The following is a 25,607-nucleotide window of genomic DNA, read 5'->3' as shown; positions in this document are numbered from 1 at the left end:
GTCGCCCGCCGCCGGGACGGTCAAGGAGATCAAGGTCAGCGAAGGCGACACCGTGTCCGAGGGATCGGTCATCATGGTGTTCGAAGGCGCCGACGCCGATGACGGCAAGGCCGAGGAGGCGCCGAAAGGGGCCGATGAGGCGCCCAGGGAAGCCCCGAAATCCGTGGCCGCCTCGGGCACCGCGTCGGGCAAGGGCGATGTGCATGGCGAGGTTGTCGTTCTGGGCTCCGGCCCCGGCGGCTACACCGCGGCCTTCCGTGCGGCGGATCTGGGCAAGAGCGTCGTGCTCATTGAAAAGTACCCCTCCCTGGGCGGTGTCTGCCTCAACGTCGGCTGTATCCCGTCCAAGGCGCTCTTGCACGTGGCCAAGGTCATCACCGAGGCCGAGGAGATGGGCAGCCACGGCATCAGCTTCGGCAAGCCCAAGATCAAGCTCGACGATCTGCGCGACTTCAAGGACGGCGTCGTCAACCAGCTGACCGGGGGGCTTTCCGGGCTCGCCAAGGCGCGCAAGGTGCAGGTCGTGCAGGGCTATGGCAAGTTCACCGGCCCCAACATGATCGAGGTCGAGGGCGATGACGGCACCAAGACCGTCAGCTTCGACCAGTGCATCATCGCCGCCGGGTCCGAGCCGGTGGAGCTGCCCTTCATCCCGCATGACGACGAGCGGGTGATCGACAGCACCGGCGCGCTCGAACTCAAGGACATCCCGAAACGGATGCTGGTTCTGGGCGGCGGCATCATCGGTCTGGAAATGGCCTGCGTCTACGACGCGCTGGGGTCCAAGGTCACGGTCGTCGAACTGATGGACCAGATCATTCCCGGCGCCGACAAGGACGTGGTCAAGCCGCTGATGACCCGGATCAAGGGCCGGTACGAGAACATCCTGCTCAAGACCAAGGTCAAGAACGTCGAGGCCCAGAAAGGCGGGCTCAAGGTGACGTTCGAGGACGACAAGGGCGAAGAATCCACCGACACGTTCGACAAGGTGCTGGTGGCCGTGGGCCGCAAGCCCAACGGCAAGCTGATCGACGCCGAGGCGGCGGGGGTCGCTGTGGACGACCGCGGCTTTATCGCCGTGGACAACCAGCAGCGCACCGGTGTCAGCCATATCTTCGCCATCGGCGACGTCGTGGGCCAGCCGATGCTGGCGCACAAGGCGGTGCACGAAGGCAAGGTCGCGGCCGAGGTCTGTGCCGGTGAAAAGCGGTTCTTCGACGCGAAGCTCATCCCGTCGGTCGCCTATACCGACCCCGAGGTCGCCTGGTGCGGGCTCACCGAAACCGAGGCCAAGGCTCAGGGCGTCAAATACGAAAAAGGCGTCTTCCCCTGGGCCGCATCGGGGCGGTCCCTGTCCAACGGCCGCAGCGAAGGCATGACAAAGCTCCTCTTCGACCCCGAGGATGACCGCGTCATCGGCTGCTGCATCGTCGGCACCAACGCGGGCGACCTGATCTCGGAGGCCGCGCTGGCCATCGAAATGGGCGCCGACGCCGTCGACCTCGGACACACGATCCACCCACACCCGACCCTCTCGGAAACCGTCAACTTCGCCGCCGAAATGTTCGAAGGCACAATCACCGACCTCATGCCGCCAAAAAAGAAAAAGCACTGAGATTGGTGCTGGATGACACAAGCGGGCCCTGCGGGGCCCGTTTTCTTTGGTGCCGCCGCTCCTCAAGCCCTTGCGGTCTTTCCTCGCGGCGGATCAGATCTTCAGGAACGGCTGGGCCAGCCTGGGCAACAGCCCCTTGAAGCGCAGCGGCGCGTCGGTGACGGCCAGGCAGATGCAGTCCTCGGAGATATCGGCAACCGGGGTGTGCTGCAGGTCCTCGGCGGCGACCTCGACATCGCCACGTGCGAAGCGGCCGTCCTCATCCTCGAACGCGCCTTGAAGCACCATCGTCACCTCGATGCCGCGGTGCCCGTGATCGGGCACGGCGGTGCCTGCGGGAATGTACAGGAGCCGCGCCGTCGCCTCGGGCGAGGTTGCAAGAATCGCCTGTTTCACCCCCATGCCGACCGGCCGCCAGTTCACATCCTCGAGCCGCCCGCCGATATAGGCCGCCAGCGGTGCCGGAACGCGGGGATCAGCGGCTTTGACCGTCGTGTCCGCCGATACCGGCGCATCGGCGCGAATCCGGCCCAGAGCGCCGGTCAGGCAGCTTTCGGAAACCCCGTCGCCACCGTCGCGGTCCAGCAGCGTGCCGCCCACCGCGTCGTATCCTTCGACCTCGGCGCGGCAGGCGTCACACATCGACACATGGGCCGCCACCACAAGGTTCAGCGCCTCGGGCAGGGTGCCGGCGGAATAGCTCATCAGCAGTTCGGGGGTCAGGTGATGTTTTATCATGGCGGTCACTTCTCTTGCATGGCGTGGCGCAGGCGGTCCAGCGCCAGTCGGATCCGAGATTTGATCGTGCCCAGCGGCAGGCCGGTCACATCGGCAATCTCGGAATGCGAGAGGTCGCCAAAATAGGCCTTTTCGATCAATTCCCGCTGCTTCGCGGGCAGGGCGGCGATGGCCGCCCCCAGTTGTTCGGTTTCTTCCTGCAGGGCCAGGACATCGGCCTGGTCAGGCTCTGCCTCGGGACCCCAAGGCAGATCCTCGGGTTCGGGGCGGCGCTGCTTGCGCAGCACATCGATCTTCTTGTTGCGGGCGATGGTAAAGATCCACGTCGCCACACTTGCGCGGGAGGGATCGAAGAGGTGGGCCTTGTGCCACACCGTCACCATCACTTCCTGCGCGCATTCCTCGGCCAGGGCCGCGTCGGTGCCCGAGCGCATCAGGAACCCCTTCACCCGCGGCGCGAAGTGGCCGAAGAGCGCGACAAAGGCGTCTTCGTCCTTGCTGTCGCGGATGCGGATCAGGTGATCCACCCACTGCGGCCGGGAGTCTGGTTCTGACCCGTTCACGAGATTTGGTCCTGCCCTGTCATTGTCCCTTTGGTCGCCGATCGCGTGCGCATTGACAACTGTCACGGCGTCGCGGGCATATGCGAAAAGGGGGTCGGGACTGCGGAACATGAGAGGTGTACGCGCAGCGGTCGCAGCCGGATCACCTGCGGCGGTATTCTTTTTCTTTTTTCATCCAGGCGGATGTGACAGCCGTATCTCTTGAAACAGACCATCAATGACTGCCGTCAGGAGTAAGCCAGTACATGCCGTTTGAAGCCCGGGCCGCCGCGCCGCGCAACATTGCCGTGATCGGCGCAGGAATTTCCGGCATGGGGGCGGCGCATATGCTGGGCGACGATCACCATGTCACGCTGTTCGAGGCAGAGCCGCGCTTGGGCGGGCATGCGCGCACCAAAATCGCGGGCAAGCGCGGCGATCAGCCGGTCGATACCGGTTTCATCGTGTTCAACTACGCCAACTATCCCCACATGGCGAAGCTATTTGCCGCGCTGGATGTGCCAGTGGTGAAATCGAACATGAGCTTTGCCGCCTCGCTCAGGGGGGGACGTCTGGAGTACGGCCTTGCGTCCTTGCCCGCGCTGTTCGCGCAAAAGCGCAATGCCGCGAACCCGCGGTTCCTGGGCATGGTCCGCGACATCGTCCGCTTCAACGCCCGCGCGCTGGAGGAATCGCGCGACCGCAGCCTGTCGCTCGGCGCGTTTCTGGCCAATCTGGGCACCGGCGACTGGTTTCGCGATTACTACCTTCTGCCGCTGTCCGGGGCGATCTGGTCGACCCCGACCGAGAAGATCCTGGATTTCCCGGCGCATGCGCTGGTGCAGTTCTTCGAGAACCACGCGCTGTTGCACCATACCGGGCAGCACCAGTGGTACACGGTGCAGGGCGGATCGGTGGAGTACGTCCGGCGCCTGGGCGAAGCGATGCGGGCGCAGGGTGTCACGCTGCGGCTTGGCTCTCCGATCCAGGCTGTTCGCCGCCATGCTGCGGGCGCAGACGTCAAGGTGGAAGGCGCGGACTGGCAAAGCTTTGACGAGGTTATCTTTGCCACCCATTCCGACGACACGCTGCGGCTTCTGTCCGATCCGACGGATATGGAGCGGTGGGCGCTTGGTGCCATCGGCTATCAGCCCAACCGGGTGGTGCTGCATGCCGATGCCGACGTCATGCCGAAACGCCGGGTCTGCTGGTCATCCTGGAACTATACAGAGGCCGACAACAAGCTGAGCGACAAGATCGACCTTACCTACTGGATGAACTGCCTGCAGCCGATTCCGCAGGACGATCCGATGTTCGTGACGCTGAACACCACCCGCCCGATCCGCGAGGAACTGATCTATGACGAATGTGTGCTGCGCCATCCGGTGTACGATCTTGCCGCGCTAGAGGCGCAGGGACTGGTGGCGCAGATGAACGGCGACAACCGCACCTGGTTCTGCGGCGCCTGGATGAAGAACGGGTTTCACGAGGACGGGCTGTCGTCGGCCGTGGACGTGGTGACGGGGCTGCGCGCCCGCGCGGCGGCGGTGGCAGCGTGAGCCATGTCGATCATATCGCGGGCCACACCTATCACGGGCGCAAGGGGGCGATTGCCAACGCCTTTCGCTACTCGGTGGATTTCGTTCTGCTGGATGCAGAGGCGCGGATCACCGGTCCGAGGCTTTTCTCGCGCAATGCCGCGAACCTGACATCCCTGCAGGACAGCGATCACGGCGGGCCGCCGGGCAAGGGGCGCGGTGCAGCCTGGGCGCGCGAGGTATTGCAGGCGCATCAGATCCGCGCCGGTGGGCCGCTGATGCTGCTGGCGCAGCCGCGCATGCTGGGCCATGTTTTCAACCCGGTGTCCTTTTGGCTTGCGCATGATGAGGGCGGCGGCCTGCGGGCGGTGATCGCCGAGGTCACCAACACCTTCGGCGACCGGCATTCCTATCTTTGCGCCAAGGACGACGGCACGCCCATCGGCCCGCAGGACCGTCTGACCGCGCGCAAGATCTTCCACGTTTCGCCGTTTCAGGACATCGCCGGTGGCTACGTCTTCCGCTTTGACATCCGCGACGACCGTATCGGCATCTGGATCGACTTTTCCGAAGGCGAAGAGGGTCTGATCGCCACCCTGACCGGCCCGCGCAAACGGCTGAGCACCGCAGGCATCCTGCGCGCCGCCCTGCGCCGCCCGCTGGGATCGCGCCGGGTGCTGGGGCTCATTCACTGGCAGGCGCTCAAGCTCTGGCTCAAGGGGGCAAGCTATCGCCCGCGCCCCGAACCGCCGGGGCCGGACGTGTCGCGGTGACATCCGCGCGCGCGCAGAACCTGCCCGCCTTCGCGGTTTTCGCGGGCGTCCTGGCGGCTGCGGGCCTGCCCATCTACATCCACGCGCCGAAATTCTACGTCGACGAATACGCGGTCAGCCTCGCGACGCTGGGAACCGTGCTTTTTGCGCTGCGGTTGATCGACGTGGTGCAGGACCCGCTGCTCGGACGGCTGGCCGAGGCGCTGCGCTGGGTGCAGGGGTTGGCGGTGGGTGCGGCGGTGGCGGTGATGGCGGTGGCGATGTTCGGGCTTTTCGCCGTGACACCGCCGATCGCGCCAATCTGGTGGTTCGCAGGGATGCTGACGCTGGTGTTTTCCAGCTTCAGCTTTCTGACCATCAATTTCTACGCCCGCGGCGTCGCCAAAGCGTCAGAGCTTGACCAGAGCGGCTCGGGGCATTTGCGGCTGGCACGCTGGCGCGAAACCGGGGCGCTGATCGGGGTCTGCATCGCCTCAGTGATCCCCGCGGGGTTCGAGGCCTTGGGCTGGCCCCCCTTCGCGGGGTTTGCCGTGGTCTTTGCAATCTTCTGCGGTATCGCGGCAATGATGATCCGGCCCGAATGGGGCCGCGCGATCGAGCTTGAATCGGGCGGGTTCGGCCCGGTCCTGCGCGATTCCGTGTCGCGCCGCCTGCTGCTTGTGGCGCTGGCCAACGCGGCCCCCGTGGCCGTCACCTCGACCCTGTTCCTGTTCTTCGTGGAAAGCCGGCTCGAGGCCGAGGGCTGGGAAGGACCGCTGCTGCTCTTGTTCTTCGTCGCCGCCGCGGCGGCGGCGGGGCCCTGGGGCATGCTGGCCGAACGGATCGGATCGAAGCGCGCGCTTCTTTGTGCGATGGTGCTGTCGATCGTCGCCTTCGGCTTTGCGCTGACGCTGGGGGCTGGCGATACGCTGCCCTTCGCGATCATTTGTTTGGCCTCGGGCGCGGCGCTTGGCGCCGACATGACACTGCTGCCCGCGATCTTTGCCCGGCGCATGGAAAAGGTCGCGCCCAATGCCACCGAAGGCTTTGCGCTCTGGTCCTTCGTGTCGAAGTTCACGCTGGCTTTTGCGGCTGTCGCCCTACTTCCTACGCTAGAGGCGGCAGGGTTCGTCTCTGGGAACCAAAACTCGGCACAGGCGCTTTGGACATTGAGCTTGCTTTATGCGCTTGTGCCCTGCGTGTTGAAACTGGTGGCGCTGGCGCTGCTGGCGGCCACCCCAATCAAAGAGGATCAGTGACATGGAACCGGCCCTTTTCATCATGACGGGCATGGTGGTGATGTTGTTCCTGGTGTTTCTCAGGCACCGCTACTTTGGCTTCCTGTCCCAAACGCCAACCGATTACGCGGATGCCGGTGGGCCAAGCTTTGATCTGCAGCGTGACCTGAACGGCCCCATCCTGTGCGAAGGCGTGATTTACGGGCCGATGGGGCGCGTGCAGTCGCGTTTCGTAGGGCATTTCGATGCCAGCTGGGACGGCGACAGCGGCGTCATGCGCGAACGGTTCGAATACGACAATGGCGAGGTGCAGTTTCGCGAATGGCGCCTGAAGATCGGCCAGGATGGCGCGATCGAGGCGCGCGCCGACGACGTCGAAGGTGTCGGGCGCGGAACCCAAAGCGGGCCGAGCGTGCAGCTTCGCTACCGTTTGCGCCTGCCCGAAGATGCAGGCGGCCACGTGCTGGACGCGGTGGACTGGATGTACCTGGCCCCCAACGGCACCATCGTGAACCGCAGTCAATTTCGCAAGTTCGGCATCCGCGTGGTGGAGCTTGTGGCGACCATGCGAAAGAAGGAAACAGCATGAGAACCTGGAAAGGAAAACGCTATTGGCTGGTGGGCGCCAGCGAAGGTCTGGGCGAGGCGCTGGCGCGGCGCATGTCGAAGGCCGGTGTGTCGCTGGTGCTGTCGGCCCGCAGCGAAGAGGCGTTGCAGAAACTGGCCGACGACCTGCCCGGCCCGGCCGAGGTCGTGCCTGTCGATGTGACCGATGCAGAAGGGCTTGCCAAGGCCGCCGAAAAGATCGGCGAGGTCGACGGCGTGGTGCAGCTTGCGGGGGTCTACTGGCCGTTCGGCGCGGACGAATGGGATGCCGAAAAGGTCAACACCATGGCCGACGTCAACTTTACCGGCGTCACCCGTCTGATGGGGGTCGTCGTGCCGCCGATGGTGGCGCGCAACAAGGGGCATATCGTGCTGACGGGCAGCCTGTCGGGCTTTCGCGGTCTGCCGGGGGCAATCGGCTATTCGCCGTCGAAGGCGGCTGTAATGGTGCTGGCGGAATCGATGTATTGCGACCTGCGCAAAACCGGGGTCGAGGTGCAGCTGGTCAACCCGGGCTTCATCAAGACCCGGCTGACCGACAAGAACGATTTCAAGATGCCCTTCATCATGGAACCGGACGAGGCCGCGCGCATCTACTTTGAACACATGGGATCGGACCGGTTCAAACGCAGCTTTCCGATGGTGTTTTCCTGGGTCTTCCGCGGCTCCCAGTTCCTGCCCGACTGGCTTTACTACCGCATCTTCTCCTGACCTCTGCCATGCGGCGCGAAACCCTGTGCGATTTGCGCAAGATCAAGGCGTGGCGTTCGCCGACGGGCCATCGTGGCTGTAGAGTCAACGAGGAGAACCGGAATGAACTTCATTTCCACGCGGGCGCTGGCGCAGGTCGTCCTGATGTCGCGCGAACTGGACCGGGCCGAAGGCGAGTTGCGCGCCTTCATCGACCGGATGAGCGAGGACGAGCAGGCCGAGCTTGTGGCCATCATGTGGATCGGGCGCGGCACATTCGATGCCGACGAATTCGCCGAGGCCTTTGACACCGCGCTGCGCGAGGCATCGACCCCGACGGCCGATTACCTGATCGGCACGCCGCATGCATCCGATCACATCGAAACCGGGATGGACCTGCTGGGCATGTCGGCGGTGGAGGCCGAAGACGCGCTGATGTGAGGCGCGACACCCTGTGCATCCATCGCAAGGTTCCGGGCTGCCTCAGCGCAGGGCACGGCCCTTGAGGATGGCATCGGGGCCGAAGCGGTGGCGGATGGCGTCGGTGGCACGCTCTGCCTCGGTCCGGCGGGCGGCGTCCGGGTCCAGCAGATCGGCAGAGCGGTCGGCGTCTGCGGCGGGGCACAGCTCTGACAGGCCCGCGCCCAGGAGTCGGTAGGGCCCCTGATCGCCGACCTGGTCGAAAAGGCCCCGCGCGGTACGATAGATCCGATCGGCGATTTGCGTGGGGTCGCGCAAAGCCACCCGGCGCGACAGCAGCGCGAAATTGGCGCGCTTGAGCTTCAGCGTCACGACGCGGCCCGCCAGATCCTTGGCCTTGGCCCGGTCCGCCACCTTTTCGCACATTCGCCACAGGTGTCCATCCAGGATCTCCGGATCGCTGGTATCCTCGTGAAAGGTCGTCTCGTTCGAAATGGATTTCATCGGCGCATTGCGCGACACGGCGCGCTTGTCGATGCCGCGCGCCAGGTGCCAAAGCCGGTCGCCCATGGAGCCGAACCGCGCGGCAAGATCGCGCCGGTCCCAGCGCCACAGATCCTCGAAGGTGCGGATGCCCGCCTGCTCAAGCTGTTCCTGACCGGCGGGGCCGATGCCCCAGATCATGCGCACCGGTTTCGGGCGCAGGAAATCCTGCGTTTCGGCGGCGCCGATGACCGAAAAGCCATGTGGCTTATCGAGGTCCGACGCGATCTTCGCCAGGAACTTGTTGTGTGACAGCCCGATGGACCCGGTAAGCCCCAGTTCGTCGCGCATCCGTTTGACCAGCCGCGCCAGCATTACTGCGGGCGGCGCGCCGTGCAGGCGTGCGGTGCCTGACAGGTCCAGAAACGCCTCGTCCAGCGACAGCGGTTCGATGGCGGGGGTCAGTTCCTCCATCATCGCGCGGATCGCGCGGGATGCGTCGACATAGGCCTGCATCCGCGGTTTGATGATCACCGCATCGGGGCAGAGCGCGAGCGCCTTGAACATCGGCATGGCCGAGCGCACGCCGCGGATCCGCGCGATGTAGCAGGCCGTCGATACAACCCCGCGCCGCCCGCCGCCGATGATCACCGGTTTGTCGGCAAGGTCCGGATTGTCACGCTTTTCGACAGAGGCGTAAAAGGCGTCGCAATCCATATGCGCGATGGAAAGATCCCACAGTTCGGGATGCGAGGTAATGCGCGGGCTGCGGCAGGCCGGACAGCGCGGGGCGTCATCGAACCGGGTCAGGCAATCGCGGCAAAGGGCGGGCATGGGTCGCAATCCGGGCAGAGAGGATTATCTGCGCCACAGTATATGTACCCGGCGGAGCCTTTGCCATGACCGATCACCATGCCACAGGCCAAGCGGCCTTTCGCGGTGCGAAGCTGATGCTGTTCCTGGGGCCGCGATTGCTGGTGATCCGCCGCGACGACAAGGCAGGCATCCCTTGGCCGGGATTTCTGGATTTCCCCGGCGGCGGGCGCGAAGGCGATGAGAGCCCCGAAGACTGCGCTTTGCGCGAAACCCGCGAAGAGGTCGGGCTGACCGTCACGAAGGCGTCGCTGGTCTGGCGCCACGCGCGCGAGGCAGACGCCGGGCGCAACTGGTTCTTTGCGGCGCATCTGCCCGAAACCCGGGTGACCGACGTGCACCTTGGCAGCGAAGGCACAAGCTGGACGCTGATGGCGCCGGCTGCTTTCCTTGAACGCGGCGATGCGATCCCGCATTTCCGCGACATGCTGCGCCTCTACCTCGCTGAGCACCAGACATGAAAAATGCGCCTGCCGGGGATGGGCAGGCGCAGTCCGGCAGGCGCCGGTCGCAAACGGAGCTCAGCGGGACAGGCTGGTCGTCGCTCCGTTGTGCATCTCAGGAAACCGGGTCAGGCGGCGCGGCGATGATAGTCGAAGATGCGCAGCCAGTTCGGCAGTTTCGGCATGTCACGTGTATCGCGGGCCGTCTGTGTCCGCTTAGCCTGCATCCGCGCCTGCAGCGCATCGGGTGCGTCCAGATTGCGGATGGCATTGTGCCAAAGCCCGTCGTTGATATCGGAAAAGCTGGCATTCAGGGCGGCGGGATAGCTTGCGGCCACGCGCACGCGCCCTGCATCGGTGTAGAAGGTCACCAGCGCCTCAAAGGCTTGGGCAGAAGCATTATACGTGACGTCGCCGATTTGCGTTTTCGTCTGTGTCATAGCTCGAAACCTCATTCGATGGTTATTGAATAGTTAACGTCCGAGCCTGTGGATAAGTTTCCTTGAGCGCAAAAAAATTGTGGTTGAGGTGACGAAATCTACCAGATGTTGCGTTTATCTGGGGAGTTCGGCCACAATTTCTTGTGCTGCCGCGCGAGGGTCCGCGGCCTTCCAGACGGGGCGGCCGACCACGATATGATCGGCCCCGCCGTTGAGCGCGGTCGCCGGTGTCGCGATACGTTTCTGGTCGCCCGCGTCTGCGCCAGCGGGGCGGACGCCAGGGGTGACGATCAGCTTGCCCGACGCCTCGGGAAGGGCACGGATCAGCGCCGCCTCCTGCGGTGAGGCGATAACTCCGTCGGCCCCGGCATCGAACGCCTTGCCCGCGCGGGTCTGCACGAGGTCGGCCATGTCGCCGGGCGCCATCAGCGCCTCGTCCAGGTCGGTCCGGTCGAGCGAGGTCAGAATCGTCACCGCCAGAATCCGCGTGCCTGATCCCGCCGCCCCCTGCATCGCGGCGCGCACCACGTGCGGGTCGCCGTGGACGGTCAGGAAATCCAGATCGAACTGCGTCAGGCCCCGGACCGCCGCCTCGACCGTTGCGCCGATGTCGAACAGCTTCATGTCCAGAAATATGCGCTTGCCGTGATCCTGCTTGAGTTCATTCGCCAAGGCCAGACCGCCGCCGGTCAGCATGCCAAGGCCGATCTTGTAGAACGAAACCGAGTCCCCCAGCCTTTCCGCGAGCTCCAGACCGGCGAGCGCGTTGGGAACATCAAGGGCGACTATCAGGCGATCATCGGACATGGGGCGACCTTTTCTGGCGGTTGGACTGGGCGGGCTTTCGCCGTCGGTTAGCCTAAGTCCGGAACATTATCCAGTGTGGGGGGTTTGCAACGTAACTGATTGCCCGGTTCCAAGCCCGATGGAGGACATTATGAACGACAACGGCCCCGAGACAGACCAGAACTCGCCCGAGACCGACAAGAACAAGACGGACAGCGCCGCCGCCAAGACAACTGACAGCAAGCCCGCAAAAACTGGCGGCGGTGCCAGCTTTCCTGCCATTGCCGCGGGAACGTCCTTTGCCGTCTTCCTCGCCATTGCTGCTGTCATGGTGACAACCCGTGACGACGGGTCCGAGACGCAGCAAGCCGCGTCGATGTCCGAAAGCGAAGAAGCGTCCTCGGGCTCCGCAGCCGAAGACGCTTCTTCCGAAGGTTCGGGTGGAACCGAAATGGCCGCGAATGAAGAGCAGGGGCAATCCGAAGGGGCCGACAGCGAGGGCGAGTCGGCCGACAGTACGTCCGGCGACACCGCAGGCGACAGCGAAGAAGCCTCGGCAGGTGCCGGATCGGACGACAGCAATTCTGACGCGGCGGATGAAAGCGAAAGCGATCAGGCGAGCGCGGATGCATCGGGCGACGAAAGCTCCGGCAGCCAGGAAGACGCTTCCAGCAGCGACAGCGAAGATGACGCGGCAGCAACCGCCGAGTCCGGTTCTTCGGACAGCGAAACGTCGTCTGATACGACGGACAGCAAAACTGCAGCCGCAGACACCGGGGACACTTCGGGCGAGAGCGCCGATGCCGCGGCAGAATCCTCTGGTTCGGAAAGCGACAGCGCGGAAACCGCTGACGCGAGCGCCACTGAGGGTGAAGGTGACAGCGCGGAAGGAACGGACACTGCCGCATCGACCGATGCGGGTGGCGAGTCCGACACGAGCGAAGAAGACAGCGCGTCTTCGACCGAAAGCGATCAATCGTCGAACGACAGTGCTACCACCCGCAGCGCTTCGTCCGGATCGCAAGAGTCCGGCTCCGACGGATCATCGGGCTCCGAAGGTGACGCAGCGTCGGAAGAGACTGCAAACGCCGAAGCCACTGAGAGCGACGACGGGTCAGAGAGCACTTCGGAGGGTGAAGACACCGCAGCCTCTGCATCAGGCGACTCTGCCGACACCGAAACCGCCTCCAGCGCCGACAGCAGCGAGGCGTCCTCTGACAGCGAGAACGCGACCGAGTCGGAGCAGAGTGAAGGCGAGACCGCCTCGGGTGACTCGGCTGAAGGTGAAAGCGAGAGCGCCGATGCCTCTTCTTCGGGGAGCGACGACGCCGCAAGTGACGAAACTTCATCTGACGCTTCTTCGAGCGACAGCGCGTCTGGCGAAGAATCTGACACGACAGCTTCCGAAACCGCCTCCGCTGAAACCGGTTCGTCCGATAGCGAAGCATCTGAATCCGACAGCACATCGGATGAAGGATCGTCGGATGATACCGCCAGCGACGACACCGCTGCTGCCTCTGATCAAGAAAGCACGTCGGAGTCGGCAGAAAGCGCCGAGGCATCGGACAGCAATTCGACCGAAGAAGGGTCAGAAAGCGCCAACGCTTCTGACTCAAGCGCGATGTCCGAGGACAACATGGCAGCGCTAGCCGATGCCGCCACCAAGGCGATGGAAGCCGCTCAGGAAGCCGCAGTAGCTGCTGATGAAGCGACCAAAGCCGCGGAAGAAGCAGCCGCGGTCGCCGCCAAGGCTTTTGACGCCCTGTCGAAAGCCAGCCAAGGGGTCGTCTCCGGCTCTGACTAAGGCGACTGGCATGACACGAGAACAAGGCGCGGTCCCGATGGGGCCGCGCCTTTGTCGTCTGGGGAAAGGTCACTGTGCAATACAGCATTCCCGGACTTGAATGTGACATCCCCGCCCCCCATCTTTTCCCCAGAGGCCCGACCCGGGACGTGCTGCAAAGTCAGGCGTTGCCAAATCCATATCGGGCGCTTCAGAGAAGGAGAGAGCCATGAACTTGGAGAAGTTCACGGAGCGGTCGCGCGGGTTCATTCAAGCCGCACAGACGATCGCCATGCGGGAAAGCCACCAGCGGCTGAGCCCGGAACATATATTGAAAGCACTGCTGGACGATGAACAGGGGCTCGCCGCCAACCTGATCGCCCGCGCCGGAGGTGCCGCCGACCGGGTGGCGCAGGCCAATGACACACGCTTGGGAAAAATTCCCAGGGTTAGTGGCGATTCCGGGCAAGTCTACCTGGACAGCAGCACAGGTCGGGTCCTCGACGAGGCCGAGAAGATCGCCAAGAAGGCGGGCGACAGCTTTGTGCCGGTCGAACGCATCCTGATGGCGCTGGCCATGGTCAAATCGCCCGCCAAGGAGGCGCTGGACGCCGGGGCCGTCACCGCGCAAAAACTCAACGAGGCGATCAACGACATCCGCAAGGGCCGCACCGCCGACAGCGCCAACGCCGAAGAAGGCTATGACGCGCTGAAGAAGTACGCACGCGACCTGACCGAAGCGGCGGAGCAGGGCAAGATCGACCCGATCATCGGCCGCGACGAGGAAATTCGTCGCGCGATGCAGGTGTTGTCGCGTCGGACCAAGAACAACCCCGTTCTGATCGGGGAACCGGGCGTGGGTAAGACCGCGATTGCCGAGGGACTTGCCCTGCGGATCATCGACGGTGACGTGCCCGAATCCCTGCGCAACAAGAAGCTGATGGCGCTCGACATGGGTGCGCTGATCGCGGGTGCGAAGTATCGCGGCGAGTTCGAGGAACGTCTGAAGGCGATCCTGAACGAGGTCACAGCGGCGGCCGGCGAGATCATCCTCTTCATCGACGAGATGCACACGCTTGTGGGCGCGGGCAAGGCCGATGGCGCGATGGACGCGTCCAACCTGCTCAAACCTGCGCTGGCGCGGGGCGAACTGCACTGCGTGGGCGCCACGACGCTGGACGAATATCGCAAGCACGTCGAAAAGGACGCGGCCCTGGCCCGGCGATTCCAGCCCGTCATGGTGCAGGAACCGACGGTCGAGGATACGATCAGCATCCTGCGCGGCATCAAGGAAAAGTACGAACTGCACCACGGCGTGCGGATTTCAGATTCGGCCCTTGTGACCGCGGCAACGCTGAGCCACCGCTACATCACTGACCGGTTCCTGCCGGATAAGGCCATCGACCTGATGGACGAGGCCGCGAGCCGTCTGCGTATGGAAGTGGACAGCAAGCCCGAAGAGTTGGACCAGCTGGACCGCAACATCCTGCAGATGCAGATCGAGCAGGAGGCGCTCAAGAAAGAGGACGATCAGGCCAGCAAGGACCGGCTTGAGAAGCTTCAGAAAGAGCTGGCCGAGCTGCAGGAGCGGGCGTCGGAGATGACCGCCAAGTGGCAGGCCGAGCGGGACAAACTGGGCGCTGCACGCGAGCTCAAGGAACAGCTGGACCACGCCCGCGCCGAGCTTGATATCGCCAAGCGCAACGGCGATCTGGCCAAGGCCGGAGAGCTGTCCTACGGCGTCATCCCGCAGCTGGAAAAACAGCTGGGTGAAGCGGAAACCGCCGAAGGCGACATGATGGTCGAGGAAGCCGTGCGCCCGGAACAGATCGCGCAGGTCGTGGAGCGCTGGACCGGCATTCCCACGTCCAAGATGCTGGAAGGCGAGCGTGAAAAGCTGCTGCGGATGGAAGACGGCCTGCACAAGCGCGTCATCGGGCAGGACCAGGCGGTTCGGGCCGTCGCCAATGCGGTGCGCCGTGCGCGTGCGGGTCTGAACGACGAGAACCGGCCGCTCGGGTCGTTCCTCTTCCTCGGGCCCACCGGCGTCGGCAAGACCGAGCTGACCAAGGCCGTGGCGGAGTTCCTCTTTGACGACGACAACGCCATGGTGCGGATCGACATGTCGGAGTTCATGGAGAAGCACAGCGTCGCGCGTCTGATCGGCGCCCCTCCGGGCTATGTCGGTTATGACGAGGGCGGCGTGCTGACCGAAGCGGTGCGGCGCAGACCCTATCAGGTCGTGCTGTTCGACGAGGTCGAAAAGGCCCATCCGGATGTCTTCAACGTGCTGTTGCAGGTGCTGGACGACGGGGTGCTGACCGATGGTCAGGGCCGCACGGTCGATTTCAAGCAGACGCTGATCGTGCTGACCTCGAACCTTGGGTCGCAGGCGTTGTCGCAGATGGCAGAAGGCGCGGATGCGTCCCAGGCCAAGCGCGACGTGATGGATGCGGTGCGGGCGCATTTCCGCCCCGAGTTCCTGAACCGTCTGGACGAGACGATCATCTTCGATCGGCTCAACCGAGAGGATATGACCGGCATCGTGACGATCCAGATGGCGCGGCTGCTCAAGCGGCTGGCGGCGCGCAAGATCACGCTGGATCTGGACGACGCGGCGCTGAAATGGCTGGCCGACGAAGGCTTTGACCCGGTGTTCGGCGCGCGGCCCCTGAAGCGGGTGATCCAGCGCAGTCTGCAGGATCCGCTGGCCGAAATGCTGCTGGCGGGCGACGTGTCGGATGGTGACGCGATCACCGTCACCGCGGGTGCCGATGGCCTGATCATCGGGGACACGGTTGCGGCCAGCAACCGCCCCCGGCCCGACGATGCCGTAGTCCACTGATCCCGGCCTGAACGACGAAAGGCCCGCCGGTTCGGCGGGCCTTTTTTGATGCCACTGGCCCGATCAGAACAGGAAATCGCTGCTGTCGAGGTCGGCAATATCGGTGCCGATCAGCGTGATCGTATCGGTTGACGACCCGGCAAAGCCGATCTCGACATTGCCGCCGATCTGGCTGAACGTCAGCGCACCCATACCGCCAAGGTTCAGTGCGGTCAGGTCGATCAGATCGGTGCCATCCTCGAAATCGGTGATCGTGTCGATGCCGGCGTTGGCCGCAAACACAAACACATCCGCATCCGCACCACCGGTCATCACATCGCGGCCGCGGCCACCATCGATGGTGTCGGCGCCGGCGTCACCGTAAAGCTTGTCGTTGCCCTGTCCACCCGAGAGCACATCGCCATCCGCGCCGCCATAAAGTCGGTCGTTGTTGTTGCCGCCCGAGAGGACGTCGGCGCCGCTGCCGCCCAGCAGATGGTCGTTGCCCTGTCCGCCGTCCAGCGTGTCATTGCCTGCACCACCGTCCAGCGTGTCGCGCCCGTCGCCGCCCGTCATGTCGTCTGCGCCGCCGTTGCCATAGGCCTTGTCGTCGCCCGCGCCGGATTCGATGATATCGTCGCCGAGACTGCCCTGAACGGTATCCGGCCCGGTGCTGGTGGCCGCGGGGGCGGGGCTCAGCACAAAGTCGGCAATGGTCAGCGCCGTCGCTGTGACATCGCTCAGGGTCAAGCTGTGGCCGCCGCCAAAGTCGATCACGGCATCGGCGCCCGCCTGGCTGATGGCAAGCTGCGAGATGTCGCTGATGCCAAGCGCCGTCAGGTCGATTCTGTCCGCGCCGCTGGTGAAATCGGTGATCCGGTCCGCACCGCCGTTGGCGATGACGGCAAAGCTGTCGTTGCCTGCGCCGCCGGTCATCCGGTCGTCGCCAAAGCCGCCCAGCAGCAAGTCGTTTCCGATGCCGCCATCCAGTGTGTCATTGTCCTTGCCGCCGTCCAGCGTGTCGTCGCCCGCGCCGCCCAGCAGGATGTCATCCTGATTGCCGCCATTCAGGCTGTCGTTGTCGTCGCCGCCATCCAGGCTGTCGTTGCCATTGGCCCCTAGCAGCGTATCGTCGCCGCCTTCGCCCGACAGGCTGTCGTCGCCATTGCCTCCGGTCAGGGTTTCGGCCACGTCAACCGAGGCTTCGCCGAAGACAAAGTGGGCTTCGGTGAGGTCGACCATCTGATAGCCCCAGAGCGTGATCGTGTTGCCAGGGCTGAGGGTGATGACGGTGTGCGGGCCGTCCTGAACCATATCAATCTGGGCAAAGGTCGAAATGCCAAGCGCACTGATGTCGATGACATTAACGCCCGACATGAAGCCCTGAATGATATCGTTGCCGCTGTCGGCCTCGATCACGTAGGTGTCGTTGCCGGGAAACCCGTTCATTTGATCGTCGCCGGTGCCGCCGACAAGCGTGTCGTCGGTCAGCCACCCCTGGAGCGTATCGTTGCCCGCGCCGCCCAGAATCAGATTGTTGCCGGCTTGGCCCGAGCCAAAATCGTCGCCATCGCCAAGATTGATCGTGTCGTTGCCATAGTCACCGAAAACGGTGTCATTGCCGACGCCCGCTGTAATCGAATCGTCGCCCTGACCCGCACTGACCCGGTCGTCGCCCGGACCGGCGTCGATCGTGTCGTTGCCGCTTCCGGTCGAGACGGTATCGTTGCCGCCCAGAGACTCCACCACGACTCCATCATGACCAAAACTCAGGTAGTCATTGGTGTCGCCCGCTGCGACAAGGTTTCCTTCGACGATGCTGATCGAGGCCTGAACGGATGCCGCCGGACCGGCATTGATGCGGGCGATGTCAAAACTGCCGTCACCGGCGAAGGCGGCGGTAAAGGTGATGGAGACGCTTGTGTCGCTTCCCGCGAACTGGATCGGTCCGGATTGGTTCATCCCCGAAGTCCAGCCGTTTTCGGAGAAAATGACGTAGGAGCTGATCCCGGCAATGCGCATTTGATAGTCTTCGGCCGCGTCCAGCCCGGTGACCGTGACGGTATAGGTTGTTCCCGCCGTCATCCCGGTAATGCCGAACGTGTCGCCGTCGCCCGCGGTCAGGTTGGTCTGAAAGGTGTCGCCTATCGCGATGAACTGGGCAGGCGCAGTTTGATAGGGAGCGTCTGCAATCTCTGAAATCAGGGGCATGGAATGTCCTTCTGAAGCGTGTTTTTACTGTTGACCTTGGGCGCTGACGCGAGATGCGGCACAGCCGCTTGCCGCAGTAAGTAGCCGGAACTTCGGGCATTTTTTCGCTGCATTAAGGTTAATTGCGTGGTCATTTTGGACAGGATTTGGGCTGCCAGGCGGTGGGCCGTGTGACCCCCGCAACGGTAATGGCCCGCCGGGAAGGGCGGGCCATACAGGTGATTTGCAGTCGGCCAAACCGGGCCGATCCGGAGCGATGCCACGGGGCCCCGACCGGACGGTCGCAGGCCGTCGCTCAGAACAGGAAATCGGCCCCGTCGACATCGGCGATATCGGTGCCGATGAGCGTGATCGTATTGGCAAAGGAGCCATCGAGCGAGATTTCCACATTGCCGCCGTTCTGGCTGATCGCAAGGTCGCCGATGCCGGACAGGTTCAGCGCGGTGAGGTCGATGACATCGGCGCCGTCTTCGAAGTCGGTGATCGTGTCGACGCCGTTGTTGGCCCCAAACACGAAGGTGTCCGCGCCCGCGCCGCCCTCCATCACATCGCGTCCCCGGCCACCGTCAAGCGTGTCGTCACCCGCGTCGCCAAAGAGTTTGTCGTTGCCCTGTCCGCCGATCAGGCCGTCGCCGCCGTCACCGCCGAACAACTGGTCGTTGTTGTTGCCGCCGTCGAGCAGATCGGCCCCGCCGCCGCCGTAGAGCTTGTCATTCCCCTTTTCGCCATAGAGCGAGTCGTTGCCATCGCCGCCCATGAGCCGGTCCTTGTCGTCACCGCCAAGGATCGTATCGCCCAAGCCCGAGCCGAAGATCTTGTCGTTGCCCGCGCCGCCCTGGTTGGGCGCGGAGTCGGCAAGGATGAACCAGCTGTTGTCGATGCCCGCGGCATCCACGCCGGTCAGCGTCACGCTGTTGCCGTTGCCGAGGTCAATCACCGTATCGGCCCCCGACTGGCTGACCGACAGCTGCGCGCTGTCCGTGATGCCGATGCCCGAAAGGTCGATCCGATCTTCGCCTGCGGCAAAGTCGGTGATGACGTCGACGCCGTTGTTCGGGATGATCTGGAACACATCCGCGCCCGCGCCGCCGGTCATTTCGTCGTTGCCGAACCCGCCCTGAAGCAGGTCGTTGCCGTCGCCGCCATCCAGCGTGTCGTCGTCCTTTCCGCCATCCAGCGTGTCGTCGCCGATACCGCCCTTGAGGTCGTCGAAGCCATCGCCGCCGTTGACGCTGTCGTTGCCGTCACCGCCGTTCAGGCCGTCGTCGCCCTGCCCACCAAGCACCGTGTCGTCACCTCCACCGCCGTGGATACTGTCGTCACTATTGTCGCCGGTAAATAACTCTGCGGTGTCATCGCCCTGGACGGAATATCCGCCGGTCGGTTCGGGATCCGGCAGGGGGGCGTCGGCAAAGATGAAATTGGCTGCGGTCAGGTCCGAGGGCAGGATGGATTCGATCAGAACGGTGTTCCCGGGGCTGAACGTCAGGAGGGTAGAGAAGCCGTCAGGTGCCACGATCATGTCGAGTTGGTCAAAGCTGGTAATCCCAAGCGCGCTGACGTCGAGCCTGTTTCCAGGCGAAATGTAGAAAGCGGAAATAGTATCCTGGCCACTGTCGGCCTCGAAGATGAATAGGTTGTTGCCATAGTTTCCCATCAGCCAGTCGTTGCCGGTGCCGCCGTTGATGGTGTCGTCAAAGCGCCCGCCAAAGATCGTGTCGCTTCCCGCACCGCCCAGCATCAGGCCTGTCCCGATGTTGGTGGAAATGTGGTCGTTGCCGTCGCCGCCCTCTGCGGTGCTGTTGCCAAAATTGAAATTCAGCTCATCGTCGCCATCGCCGCCCAGCAGATGATTATCACCTGCCGACCCATAAAGGCTGTCGTTGCCCGCGCCGCCGTCCAGTGTGTCGTTGCCGGTATCGCTGCTCAGAATGTCGTCATCCGCTCCGCCGTCGAGTGAGTCGTTGCCGGTACCGCCTCTCAGATCGTCTTCACCTGCGCCGCCGATCAGGTGGCTGTCGCCTGTCCCGGCCAGGATCGTGTCATTGCCTGCAAGGCCATCCAGCGAGCCACCTGCATCACTGAGGACCAGACGATCATCGTCTTCGGTCGGGCCGACCAGGTCGCCCTCTTGCACCAGAACGGAAACGCCGACGGATGCCGCCGGGCCGGATGTCGTGCGTTCGAGAATGAACAGATCGTCGCCGTCGTTCGGTGCGGTGTAGGTGAAGGTGAGCGAGGTGTCGGTTCGGTTGAAGGTATAGACGTCATGGCCCGAGATCGGGCCCATGCCGTCACCTTCGAAGTTGATGTAGGCATCGCCGGAATAAAGCGCGATGCGGTAGGAATCCGCCGGATCAAGACCCGTGACGGTAAAGGTGTAGGTGTTGCCTGCCGTCATCCCCGTGATGTTGAAATTATCGCCGTCGCCTACGGCGAGATCGGCAAGGAACGTGTCGCCAGGGGTAATCGTCTGGTACGGACTGCCTTCGATGTCGGTTACAATGGTCATTCAAGTGCCTCTTCTGAACTGGTCAAGTATCGAGGCGGCCCCATGATCTTTGTGACCGAGCCACCGCCAGTGGCGAGCTATGATCAGGCCGAAAGGCCATTCAGCGGTCTGTTTGCGAAGAATTCGTGGTTAATTTTAAGGAATAGGGCGGCGATGCGGCGTCGGCGCTGCAAATGCGAAACAGCCCGCCGATTGGCGGGCTGTTGTCAATTGTTGGGAAACATTCGGATCAGAACAGGATATCGGCATCCGTGATCAGCGACATGTCGGTATTGGTCAGCGTGACTGAATTCCAGTCGTTGAAGTGGATCACCGTGTCGGCGCCGACCTGTTCGATGACCAGATCGTCAAAAGACGTGACGCCATAGCCTTCGTACCCGGACACGGTCAGCACATCCTCGCCATCGACGAAGTTGTTGATCGTGTCGTCGCCCGACCGCAGTTCAAACACAAAGGTGTCGGCCCCGTCGCCACCATCCATGATGTCCCGGCCCCAGCCGCCGACCATGACGTCGTCGCCGGCATCACCCCACATCTTGTCGTTGCCTGCGCCGCCATCGACATGATCGTTGTCCGCCCCGCCATACAATCTGTCGTTACCGTTCTCACCAAAAAGCTCGTCGTCGCCCTCGTCGCCATAGAGACGATCGTTCTTGTTGCCGCCTTCCATTGAATCGTTGCCGCTGCCGCCGACCAGCTTGTCGTTACCGGCGTCACCCAACAGCGTGTCGTCGCCATTGTCGCCCAGGATCTGATCGTCGCCAGAGCCGCCGTTGATCAGGTCGTCGTCGCTACCGCCGCGGACCGTGTCCTGTCCCTCGCCAGCAGATATTGTGTCATCGCCCTGTTTGCCTTCGATCCGGTCGGACCCGCCACCGGCGACAATGTTGTCGCCCATCCACGTGCCTATGATCCGGTCGCCGCTGTCGGACGTTGCAAGGGTATCGGGGGGCGGCGCCAACAGGAAATCATCATTGCTTAGACTGGCGGGATCAACGCCGGGCAGGTCCACCCAGTTGCCATTGGGCAGGAGAAGGCGGCTGCCGTCCGCGGTGGCTTCGACCCCGATCTGTGAGATGTCAGACACGGTGATGATCCGCAGGTCGATCTGGTCTTCGCCAACGGTGAAATCCGTAAAGACATCGCGGCCAGACTGCCAGCCGCCAATGACGAAGATGTCCGCGCCGTCACCGCCGGTCAGCGTGTCATTGCCTTTGCCCCCGTTCAGCGTGTCATCGCCGCTGTTGCCTTCCAGCGTGTCCTCGTCCTGGCCGCCATCAAGCTGATCGTTGCCAGAGCCGCCGATCAACAGGTCGTTGTTGTTCCCGCCCAGAAGGATGTCGTGATACGCCCCGCCGTTAAGCACGTCGTCAGCATTGCCGCCGCTGAGGTAGTCGCGTCCGGCATCGCCGAACAACGTGTCGTGCCCGCAGGCGCCGATCAGGCTGTCATTGCCATCACCGCCATAGACCACGTCGCTGCCATTGCCGCCCAGGATGGTGTCGTCGCCGTCACGGCCCCAGACCAGATCGGCGCCGTTGGCGGCCATCAGGTAGTCGTCCCCCCCGAGCAGGTCATAGACATCGCGCACGGCGGTTCCGGTCAGGGAATCCGCGCCGGCGGTTCCGAATTCAATTGGCATATTGGTCGTCCTTCAAGCAGTCGGTGTTACCCCACACCCACTGCCCGATCCGTCTTGCCTGGTTTCCGCCACATTTTTTGTGTTGTTTTTCAAAGGAGATACCACGCGCCCGGCGCGCAGCGCAAAGAATGTGTTAATTTTCTGTCCAAATAAGGCTGCGGCGCCCATTGGGCGCCGCATTTGGTTTCCGTGGCCGAGACAATGACCGGCCCTGCGGCAAACTGTTCAAATCACTCGGGCATGATCACCGCGTCGATGACATGAATCACGCCATTGGACGCTTCGATATCTGCCGTCGTCACATTGGCCCCGCCGACGGTCACGCCGCCTTCGGTCATGATGGTCACGTCAGAGCCCTGAACGGTGGTCGCCGACATATCGTTGCTGAGGTCGGACGACATCACCTTGCCCGGCACCACGTGGTAGGTGAGGATCGACACAAGCTGATCCTTGTTCTCGGGCATCAGCAGCGTTTCGACCGTGCCTTCGGGCAGGGCGGCAAAGGCTTCATCGGTCGGTGCGAAAACGGTGAACGGGCCGTCGCCTTTCAGCGTTTCGACCAGATCGGCGGCTTCGACCGCGGCGACGAGGGTGGTGAAGGTGCCAGCCTCGACAGCGGTGTCGACGATGTCCTTGGAATGGCCTGCCGCAAAGGCGGAAGTGCCTGCCATCAGAGTGACGGCGGTCAGGGCGAGATAAGTTCTGCGGAACATGAGTGTCCTCCTAGTTTCACGTTGCTTGATGCGTTGTGACATCGGGAAGGGAACGTATCGGAATGGCCTTTGGATCAGTGCGGATTCCCGCCAGACGGGTTTGACAAATCGCGCAGTCGCCTAAGCCTCGGCCTGTTTGGATTTCCACTGAATTTCATGTGAACGGGCGTCAGGCCCGCGTGATCACACGGCTGTTCCTGCCGCCTTGGGGCAGGGGGCACGGCCCTGTGTCGGGGCCGGTCAGCGGCCACGCGGACCCAAGGCCGCCCATCAAACGTTACAGGGCTGGCACGGCAACGTGAGTCGATGTGGTTTTGAGAATGCCGCCACAGGGCCTAGCTATTGAAACAATAGTAAAAGGAGGCCGTCATGGCATTTCGCTGGACCAACGACCTGACCCACGCCGACGTGACACCCGAACGGCTGTTCCTGAACCGCCGCCAGATGCTTGGCGGTTTGGCCGCTGGCACGATCGCGGGTACGCTGGGCGTTCGCGCCGAAGCGCAGGAGGCGCTGGAGCCCAACACCTGGGAAGAGATCACCAGCTATAACAACTATTATGAGTTCGGCACCGGCAAGGACGATCCGGCCCGGTACGCGGGAAGTCTGGTGACAAGCCCGTGGTCGGTGACCATCGATGGCCTGGTCGACAAACCCGGCGACTATGCCTTTGCGGACATCATGGACCAGATGAGTGTTGAAGAGCGAATCTATCGCTTCCGCTGTGTCGAGGCGTGGTCGATGGTCGTGCCCTGGAACGGGTTCGAACTGGCCGACCTGCTGCAGATGGCCGGTGTACAGTCGGGCGCGAAGTATGTGGCGTTCCAGACTGCCAACCGCCCGGACCAGATGCCGGGCCTGTCGCGGCCGGTGCTCGACTGGCCTTATGTCGAAGGGCTGCGCCTTGATGAGGCGATGCACCCGCTGACCCTGATAGCGACCGGCATCTACGGCAAGCCGATCCCCAACCAGAACGGCGCGCCGCTGCGGCTGGTGGTGCCGTGGAAGTACGGGTTCAAATCGATCAAGTCGATTGTCCGCATCACGCTGACCGAAGAAGAGCCACCCACCAGCTGGAACAAGGCCAACCCGCGGGAATACGGCTTCTACAGCAATGTGAACCCCGAGGTGGATCATCCGCGCTGGTCGCAGGCGACCGAACGCCGGATCGGCGGCGGGCTGTTTTCCCGGCGCCAGCCGACGCTCATGTTCAACGGCTACGAAGAAGAGGTCGCGAGCCTTTATGACGGCATCGACCTGTCGGAGAAATTCTGATGTTCCGCGCCGCCAAGCTCCCCCCGTGTCCGCCTGTTGAACAGGTCCGTAACCCCCTGTCGGAGGGGTGGACGGCCGCGGATTTCGGGGCGGGGGCGGCCCAATGAGCGCGATGTCGATGACCCGCCTGGCCGACGCCATTTACCGCGGCGCACGCAGGGTGCCGATCTGGCCCCTATATATACTGTGTGCGGTGCCGGGGATCTGGTTCTTCTATCTGGGACTCACCGGAGGGCTGGGGGTCGAGCCGATCAAGGCGCTGGAACACAAGCTGGGCGAACTGGCACTGCAGTTCCTGGTGGCCGGTCTGGCCATCACGCCCCTGCGGCGGCACTTGGGCGTGAACCTGATCCGGTTCCGCCGCATGATCGGGCTGGTCGCGTTCTTTTATGTGCTCACCCATCTGCTGGTCTGGCTGGTGCTGGACGTTCAGATCCTCAGCCAGATCTGGGCCGATATCCTGAAGCGTCCTTATATAACGGTCGGCATGGCAGGCTTTGCCCTGCTGTTGCCGCTGGCGCTGACCTCGAACAACTGGTCGGTGCGCAGGCTTGGGCCGAAGTGGCGGACGCTGCACAAGCTGACCTATGGCGCGGTGCTGCTGGGGGCGATTCACTACGTGATGCTGGTAAAGGGCTTTCAGATCGAACCGCTGCTTTATCTTGGTGCGATCGTTGTGCTGCTGGCGCTGCGCTGGCCCGGAAAGCGGCGCGAGTCGCGGATGGCGCGGGCCTGAGCCCCGACCGCCAGGCGCGATTCCGGGCCTGAAGACGGTGATCCGATGCGATTCCCCCGAATTCTTCTTACGCTGCCCGGGAAAATGGCGACCCGACTCGCCTGTTGCCCGGAATCAGGCACGAGTCGGACCGGCCGGCGGTGCCGATTCCGCCGATTCCGCGAAAAATTTGCCCCCCAGAGCGAAAATTTCGGAGGGTCGCCCCCTGAATCGCTTCGGGGGCGGGCGGAATCGGCTGAATCGCGGCGGCGATTCACGGGTGATTTGGTCCCCGTTCGGGGTCGCATAGGGGATAACCCTGTGGAGAACGCAAAATCTGGTAGAGAGTCGCCGCCGCGCCGCAGCAATTTACCCGTGGTCAGGCGGGCGCGACCCGCGGAAAAAGCCTGATTTACGAAAAAAGTGCACATGTAAGTATTTGAAAAATATAACGAATACAGAAAATCCAAAAAAATGCGACGTTTCTGTAAAAAAGCGCTTGCGGACCCACCCATCAAACCGTAGAACCCCCCTCACCGGCGGCGCTGAGGCGCACAACGGGACGCCAGACGGGCCAGACGGAAGCGGAAACGCAGACAGACGGAAACGAGACGTAAGACAAAATCAGAGGTAATCGAGGCGGGGCGCGCCAAGAAGTTAGGGCGCACTCAGTCACTTTTGTCCTCTACGCTCTTTGAAATCGCAAGTATCTGAAGAGATATGTGGGCGGTTTGGTTCATTCGATGAACTTACACCTGCATATCGCGC

21 protein-coding genes are annotated in these 25,607 nt (G+C 63.3%); 12 read left to right on the top strand and 9 right to left on the bottom strand.

All coding sequences use genetic code 11. The features are described 5' to 3' along the window. On the top strand, positions 1-1,615 hold a 1,615-nt coding region (gene lpdA / locus ACOXXX_RS14510; protein WP_422827308.1), incomplete at its 5' end, for a dihydrolipoyl dehydrogenase. 93 nt (positions 1,616-1,708) lie between these two features. Here lpdA and ACOXXX_RS14505 read toward each other — a convergent pair. Further along, positions 1,709-2,353, bottom strand: a complete 645-nt coding sequence (locus ACOXXX_RS14505) for a ChrR family anti-sigma-E factor (protein ID WP_422827307.1) — start codon at positions 2,351-2,353, stop codon at positions 1,709-1,711. A gap of 5 nt (positions 2,354-2,358) precedes the next feature. Beyond that, positions 2,359-3,027 (bottom strand): sigma-70 family RNA polymerase sigma factor, encoded by a 669-nt coding sequence (locus ACOXXX_RS14500; RefSeq protein ID WP_422827306.1) that lies wholly within the window; start codon positions 3,025-3,027, stop codon positions 2,359-2,361. Between the two features lie 134 nt (positions 3,028-3,161). Here ACOXXX_RS14500 and ACOXXX_RS14495 point away from each other — a divergent pair, with 134 nt between their 5' ends. The 6 genes from ACOXXX_RS14495 to ACOXXX_RS14470 all read left to right on the top strand — a co-directional run bounded on the left by ACOXXX_RS14495 (position 3,162) and on the right by ACOXXX_RS14470 (position 8,160). Continuing rightward, a complete protein-coding gene (locus ACOXXX_RS14495; RefSeq protein WP_422827305.1) occupies positions 3,162-4,454 on the top strand; it encodes an NAD(P)/FAD-dependent oxidoreductase in 1,293 nt (430 codons plus the stop codon). Continuing rightward, positions 4,451-5,206 (top strand): DUF1365 domain-containing protein, encoded by a 756-nt coding sequence (locus ACOXXX_RS14490; RefSeq protein ID WP_422827304.1) that lies wholly within the window; start codon positions 4,451-4,453, stop codon positions 5,204-5,206. The genes ACOXXX_RS14495 and ACOXXX_RS14490 overlap by 4 nt, the downstream gene beginning before the upstream one ends. Further along, entirely contained in the window at positions 5,203-6,444 is a 1,242-nt protein-coding gene (locus ACOXXX_RS14485; RefSeq protein WP_422827303.1) for an MFS transporter, read from the top strand. The genes ACOXXX_RS14490 and ACOXXX_RS14485 overlap by 4 nt, the downstream gene beginning before the upstream one ends. Position 6,445: 1 nt before the next feature. Further along, positions 6,446-7,012, top strand: a complete 567-nt coding sequence (locus ACOXXX_RS14480) for a DUF3833 family protein (RefSeq protein ID WP_422827302.1) — start codon at positions 6,446-6,448, stop codon at positions 7,010-7,012. After that, positions 7,009-7,740, top strand: coding sequence for an SDR family NAD(P)-dependent oxidoreductase (locus ACOXXX_RS14475; protein ID WP_422827301.1), 732 nt, complete (start codon positions 7,009-7,011; stop codon positions 7,738-7,740). Before ACOXXX_RS14480 ends, ACOXXX_RS14475 begins: the two co-directional genes overlap by 4 nt. Before the next feature lie 102 nt (positions 7,741-7,842). Beyond that, positions 7,843-8,160, top strand: coding sequence for a DUF3775 domain-containing protein (locus ACOXXX_RS14470; protein WP_422827300.1), 318 nt, complete (start codon positions 7,843-7,845; stop codon positions 8,158-8,160). Between the two features lie 42 nt (positions 8,161-8,202). Here the strand turns inward: ACOXXX_RS14470 and ACOXXX_RS14465 are convergent, their stop codons facing one another. Beyond that, positions 8,203-9,456, bottom strand: a complete 1,254-nt coding sequence (locus ACOXXX_RS14465) for a DNA polymerase IV (RefSeq protein ID WP_422827299.1) — start codon at positions 9,454-9,456, stop codon at positions 8,203-8,205. A 65-nt stretch (positions 9,457-9,521) separates the two neighbouring features. Between ACOXXX_RS14465 and ACOXXX_RS14460 the strand changes: the two genes are divergently transcribed. Further along, the gene (locus ACOXXX_RS14460; protein WP_422827298.1) at positions 9,522-9,956 is read left to right on the top strand and encodes an NUDIX hydrolase; all 435 of its coding nucleotides are present in this window, start codon (positions 9,522-9,524) and stop codon (positions 9,954-9,956) included. 110 nt (positions 9,957-10,066) lie between these two features. On the opposite strand, the gene ACOXXX_RS14455 is transcribed toward ACOXXX_RS14460, so the two are convergent. Together ACOXXX_RS14455 and pyrF are read right to left on the bottom strand one after the other, a co-directional pair. Continuing rightward, positions 10,067-10,378, bottom strand: a complete 312-nt coding sequence (locus ACOXXX_RS14455) for a hypothetical protein (protein WP_422827297.1) — start codon at positions 10,376-10,378, stop codon at positions 10,067-10,069. Positions 10,379-10,492: 114 nt separating this feature from the next. Further along, positions 10,493-11,185 carry an orotidine-5'-phosphate decarboxylase gene (gene pyrF, locus ACOXXX_RS14450; protein ID WP_422827296.1) on the bottom strand — a complete coding sequence of 231 codons (693 nt, stop codon included), beginning with the start codon at positions 11,183-11,185 and terminating at the stop codon, positions 10,493-10,495. 118 nt (positions 11,186-11,303) lie between these two features. Between pyrF and ACOXXX_RS14445 the strand changes: the two genes are divergently transcribed. Continuing rightward, complete coding sequence (locus tag ACOXXX_RS14445) at positions 11,304-12,968, top strand: hypothetical protein (protein WP_422827295.1); 1,665 nt, start codon at positions 11,304-11,306, stop codon at positions 12,966-12,968. A gap of 208 nt (positions 12,969-13,176) precedes the next feature. Further along, on the top strand, positions 13,177-15,792 hold the full coding sequence (gene clpB / locus ACOXXX_RS14440) for an ATP-dependent chaperone ClpB (protein WP_422827294.1): 2,616 nt from the start codon (positions 13,177-13,179) through the stop codon (positions 15,790-15,792). A 63-nt stretch (positions 15,793-15,855) separates the two neighbouring features. On the opposite strand, the gene ACOXXX_RS14435 is transcribed toward clpB, so the two are convergent. The 4 genes from ACOXXX_RS14435 to ACOXXX_RS14420 all read right to left on the bottom strand — a co-directional run bounded on the left by ACOXXX_RS14435 (position 15,856) and on the right by ACOXXX_RS14420 (position 22,849). Continuing rightward, on the bottom strand, positions 15,856-17,982 hold the full coding sequence (locus ACOXXX_RS14435; protein ID WP_422827293.1) for a calcium-binding protein: 2,127 nt from the start codon (positions 17,980-17,982) through the stop codon (positions 15,856-15,858). Positions 17,983-18,277: 295 nt separating this feature from the next. Then, complete coding sequence (locus ACOXXX_RS14430; RefSeq protein ID WP_422827292.1) at positions 18,278-20,494, bottom strand: calcium-binding protein; 2,217 nt, start codon at positions 20,492-20,494, stop codon at positions 18,278-18,280. Between the two features lie 229 nt (positions 20,495-20,723). Further along, complete coding sequence (locus tag ACOXXX_RS14425; protein WP_422827291.1) at positions 20,724-22,136, bottom strand: calcium-binding protein; 1,413 nt, start codon at positions 22,134-22,136, stop codon at positions 20,724-20,726. Positions 22,137-22,366: 230 nt separating this feature from the next. Continuing rightward, a complete protein-coding gene (locus ACOXXX_RS14420) occupies positions 22,367-22,849 on the bottom strand; it encodes a fasciclin domain-containing protein (protein WP_422827290.1) in 483 nt (160 codons plus the stop codon). A gap of 369 nt (positions 22,850-23,218) precedes the next feature. Between ACOXXX_RS14420 and msrP the strand changes: the two genes are divergently transcribed. Further along, positions 23,219-24,124, top strand: coding sequence for a protein-methionine-sulfoxide reductase catalytic subunit MsrP (gene msrP / locus ACOXXX_RS14415; RefSeq protein WP_422827289.1), 906 nt, complete (start codon positions 23,219-23,221; stop codon positions 24,122-24,124). Between the two features lie 103 nt (positions 24,125-24,227). Then, the gene (gene msrQ, locus ACOXXX_RS14410; RefSeq protein WP_422827288.1) at positions 24,228-24,860 is read left to right on the top strand and encodes a protein-methionine-sulfoxide reductase heme-binding subunit MsrQ; all 633 of its coding nucleotides are present in this window, start codon (positions 24,228-24,230) and stop codon (positions 24,858-24,860) included. Positions 24,861-25,607 lie beyond the last annotated feature (747 nt).

Source organism: Thalassococcus sp. BH17M4-6, from assembly GCF_049323015.1.
Taxonomy (GTDB): domain Bacteria; phylum Pseudomonadota; class Alphaproteobacteria; order Rhodobacterales; family Rhodobacteraceae; genus Puniceibacterium.
The sequence above is the reverse complement of the archived record's forward strand: the minus strand, read 5'-3'. Positions and strand labels throughout refer to the sequence as shown.

What these genes read in the sequence shown, in the direction of transcription:
- ACOXXX_RS14495 (WP_422827305.1), top strand. Translation starts at nt 3,162, where the DNA reads ATGCCGTTTGAAGCCCGGGCCGCCGCGCCGCGCAACATTGCCGTGATC.
- ACOXXX_RS14445 (WP_422827295.1), top strand. Translation starts at nt 11,304, where the DNA reads ATGGAGGACATTATGAACGACAACGGCCCCGAGACAGACCAGAACTCG.
- clpB (WP_422827294.1), top strand. Translation starts at nt 13,177, where the DNA reads ATGAACTTGGAGAAGTTCACGGAGCGGTCGCGCGGGTTCATTCAAGCC.
- msrP (WP_422827289.1), top strand. Translation starts at nt 23,219, where the DNA reads ATGGCATTTCGCTGGACCAACGACCTGACCCACGCCGACGTGACACCC.
- pyrF (WP_422827296.1), bottom strand. Translation starts at nt 11,185, where the DNA reads ATGTCCGATGATCGCCTGATAGTCGCCCTTGATGTTCCCAACGCGCTC.
- ACOXXX_RS14470 (WP_422827300.1), top strand. Translation starts at nt 7,843, where the DNA reads ATGAACTTCATTTCCACGCGGGCGCTGGCGCAGGTCGTCCTGATGTCG.
- ACOXXX_RS14430 (WP_422827292.1), bottom strand. Translation starts at nt 20,494, where the DNA reads ATGACCATTGTAACCGACATCGAAGGCAGTCCGTACCAGACGATTACC.
- ACOXXX_RS14475 (WP_422827301.1), top strand. Translation starts at nt 7,009, where the DNA reads ATGAGAACCTGGAAAGGAAAACGCTATTGGCTGGTGGGCGCCAGCGAA.
- ACOXXX_RS14460 (WP_422827298.1), top strand. Translation starts at nt 9,522, where the DNA reads ATGACCGATCACCATGCCACAGGCCAAGCGGCCTTTCGCGGTGCGAAG.
- ACOXXX_RS14420 (WP_422827290.1), bottom strand. Translation starts at nt 22,849, where the DNA reads ATGTTCCGCAGAACTTATCTCGCCCTGACCGCCGTCACTCTGATGGCA.
- ACOXXX_RS14480 (WP_422827302.1), top strand. Translation starts at nt 6,446, where the DNA reads ATGGAACCGGCCCTTTTCATCATGACGGGCATGGTGGTGATGTTGTTC.
- ACOXXX_RS14435 (WP_422827293.1), bottom strand. Translation starts at nt 17,982, where the DNA reads ATGCCCCTGATTTCAGAGATTGCAGACGCTCCCTATCAAACTGCGCCT.
- ACOXXX_RS14505 (WP_422827307.1), bottom strand. Translation starts at nt 2,353, where the DNA reads ATGATAAAACATCACCTGACCCCCGAACTGCTGATGAGCTATTCCGCC.
- ACOXXX_RS14425 (WP_422827291.1), bottom strand. Translation starts at nt 22,136, where the DNA reads ATGCCAATTGAATTCGGAACCGCCGGCGCGGATTCCCTGACCGGAACC.
- msrQ (WP_422827288.1), top strand. Translation starts at nt 24,228, where the DNA reads ATGAGCGCGATGTCGATGACCCGCCTGGCCGACGCCATTTACCGCGGC.
- ACOXXX_RS14465 (WP_422827299.1), bottom strand. Translation starts at nt 9,456, where the DNA reads ATGCCCGCCCTTTGCCGCGATTGCCTGACCCGGTTCGATGACGCCCCG.
- ACOXXX_RS14455 (WP_422827297.1), bottom strand. Translation starts at nt 10,378, where the DNA reads ATGACACAGACGAAAACGCAAATCGGCGACGTCACGTATAATGCTTCT.
- ACOXXX_RS14500 (WP_422827306.1), bottom strand. Translation starts at nt 3,027, where the DNA reads ATGTTCCGCAGTCCCGACCCCCTTTTCGCATATGCCCGCGACGCCGTG.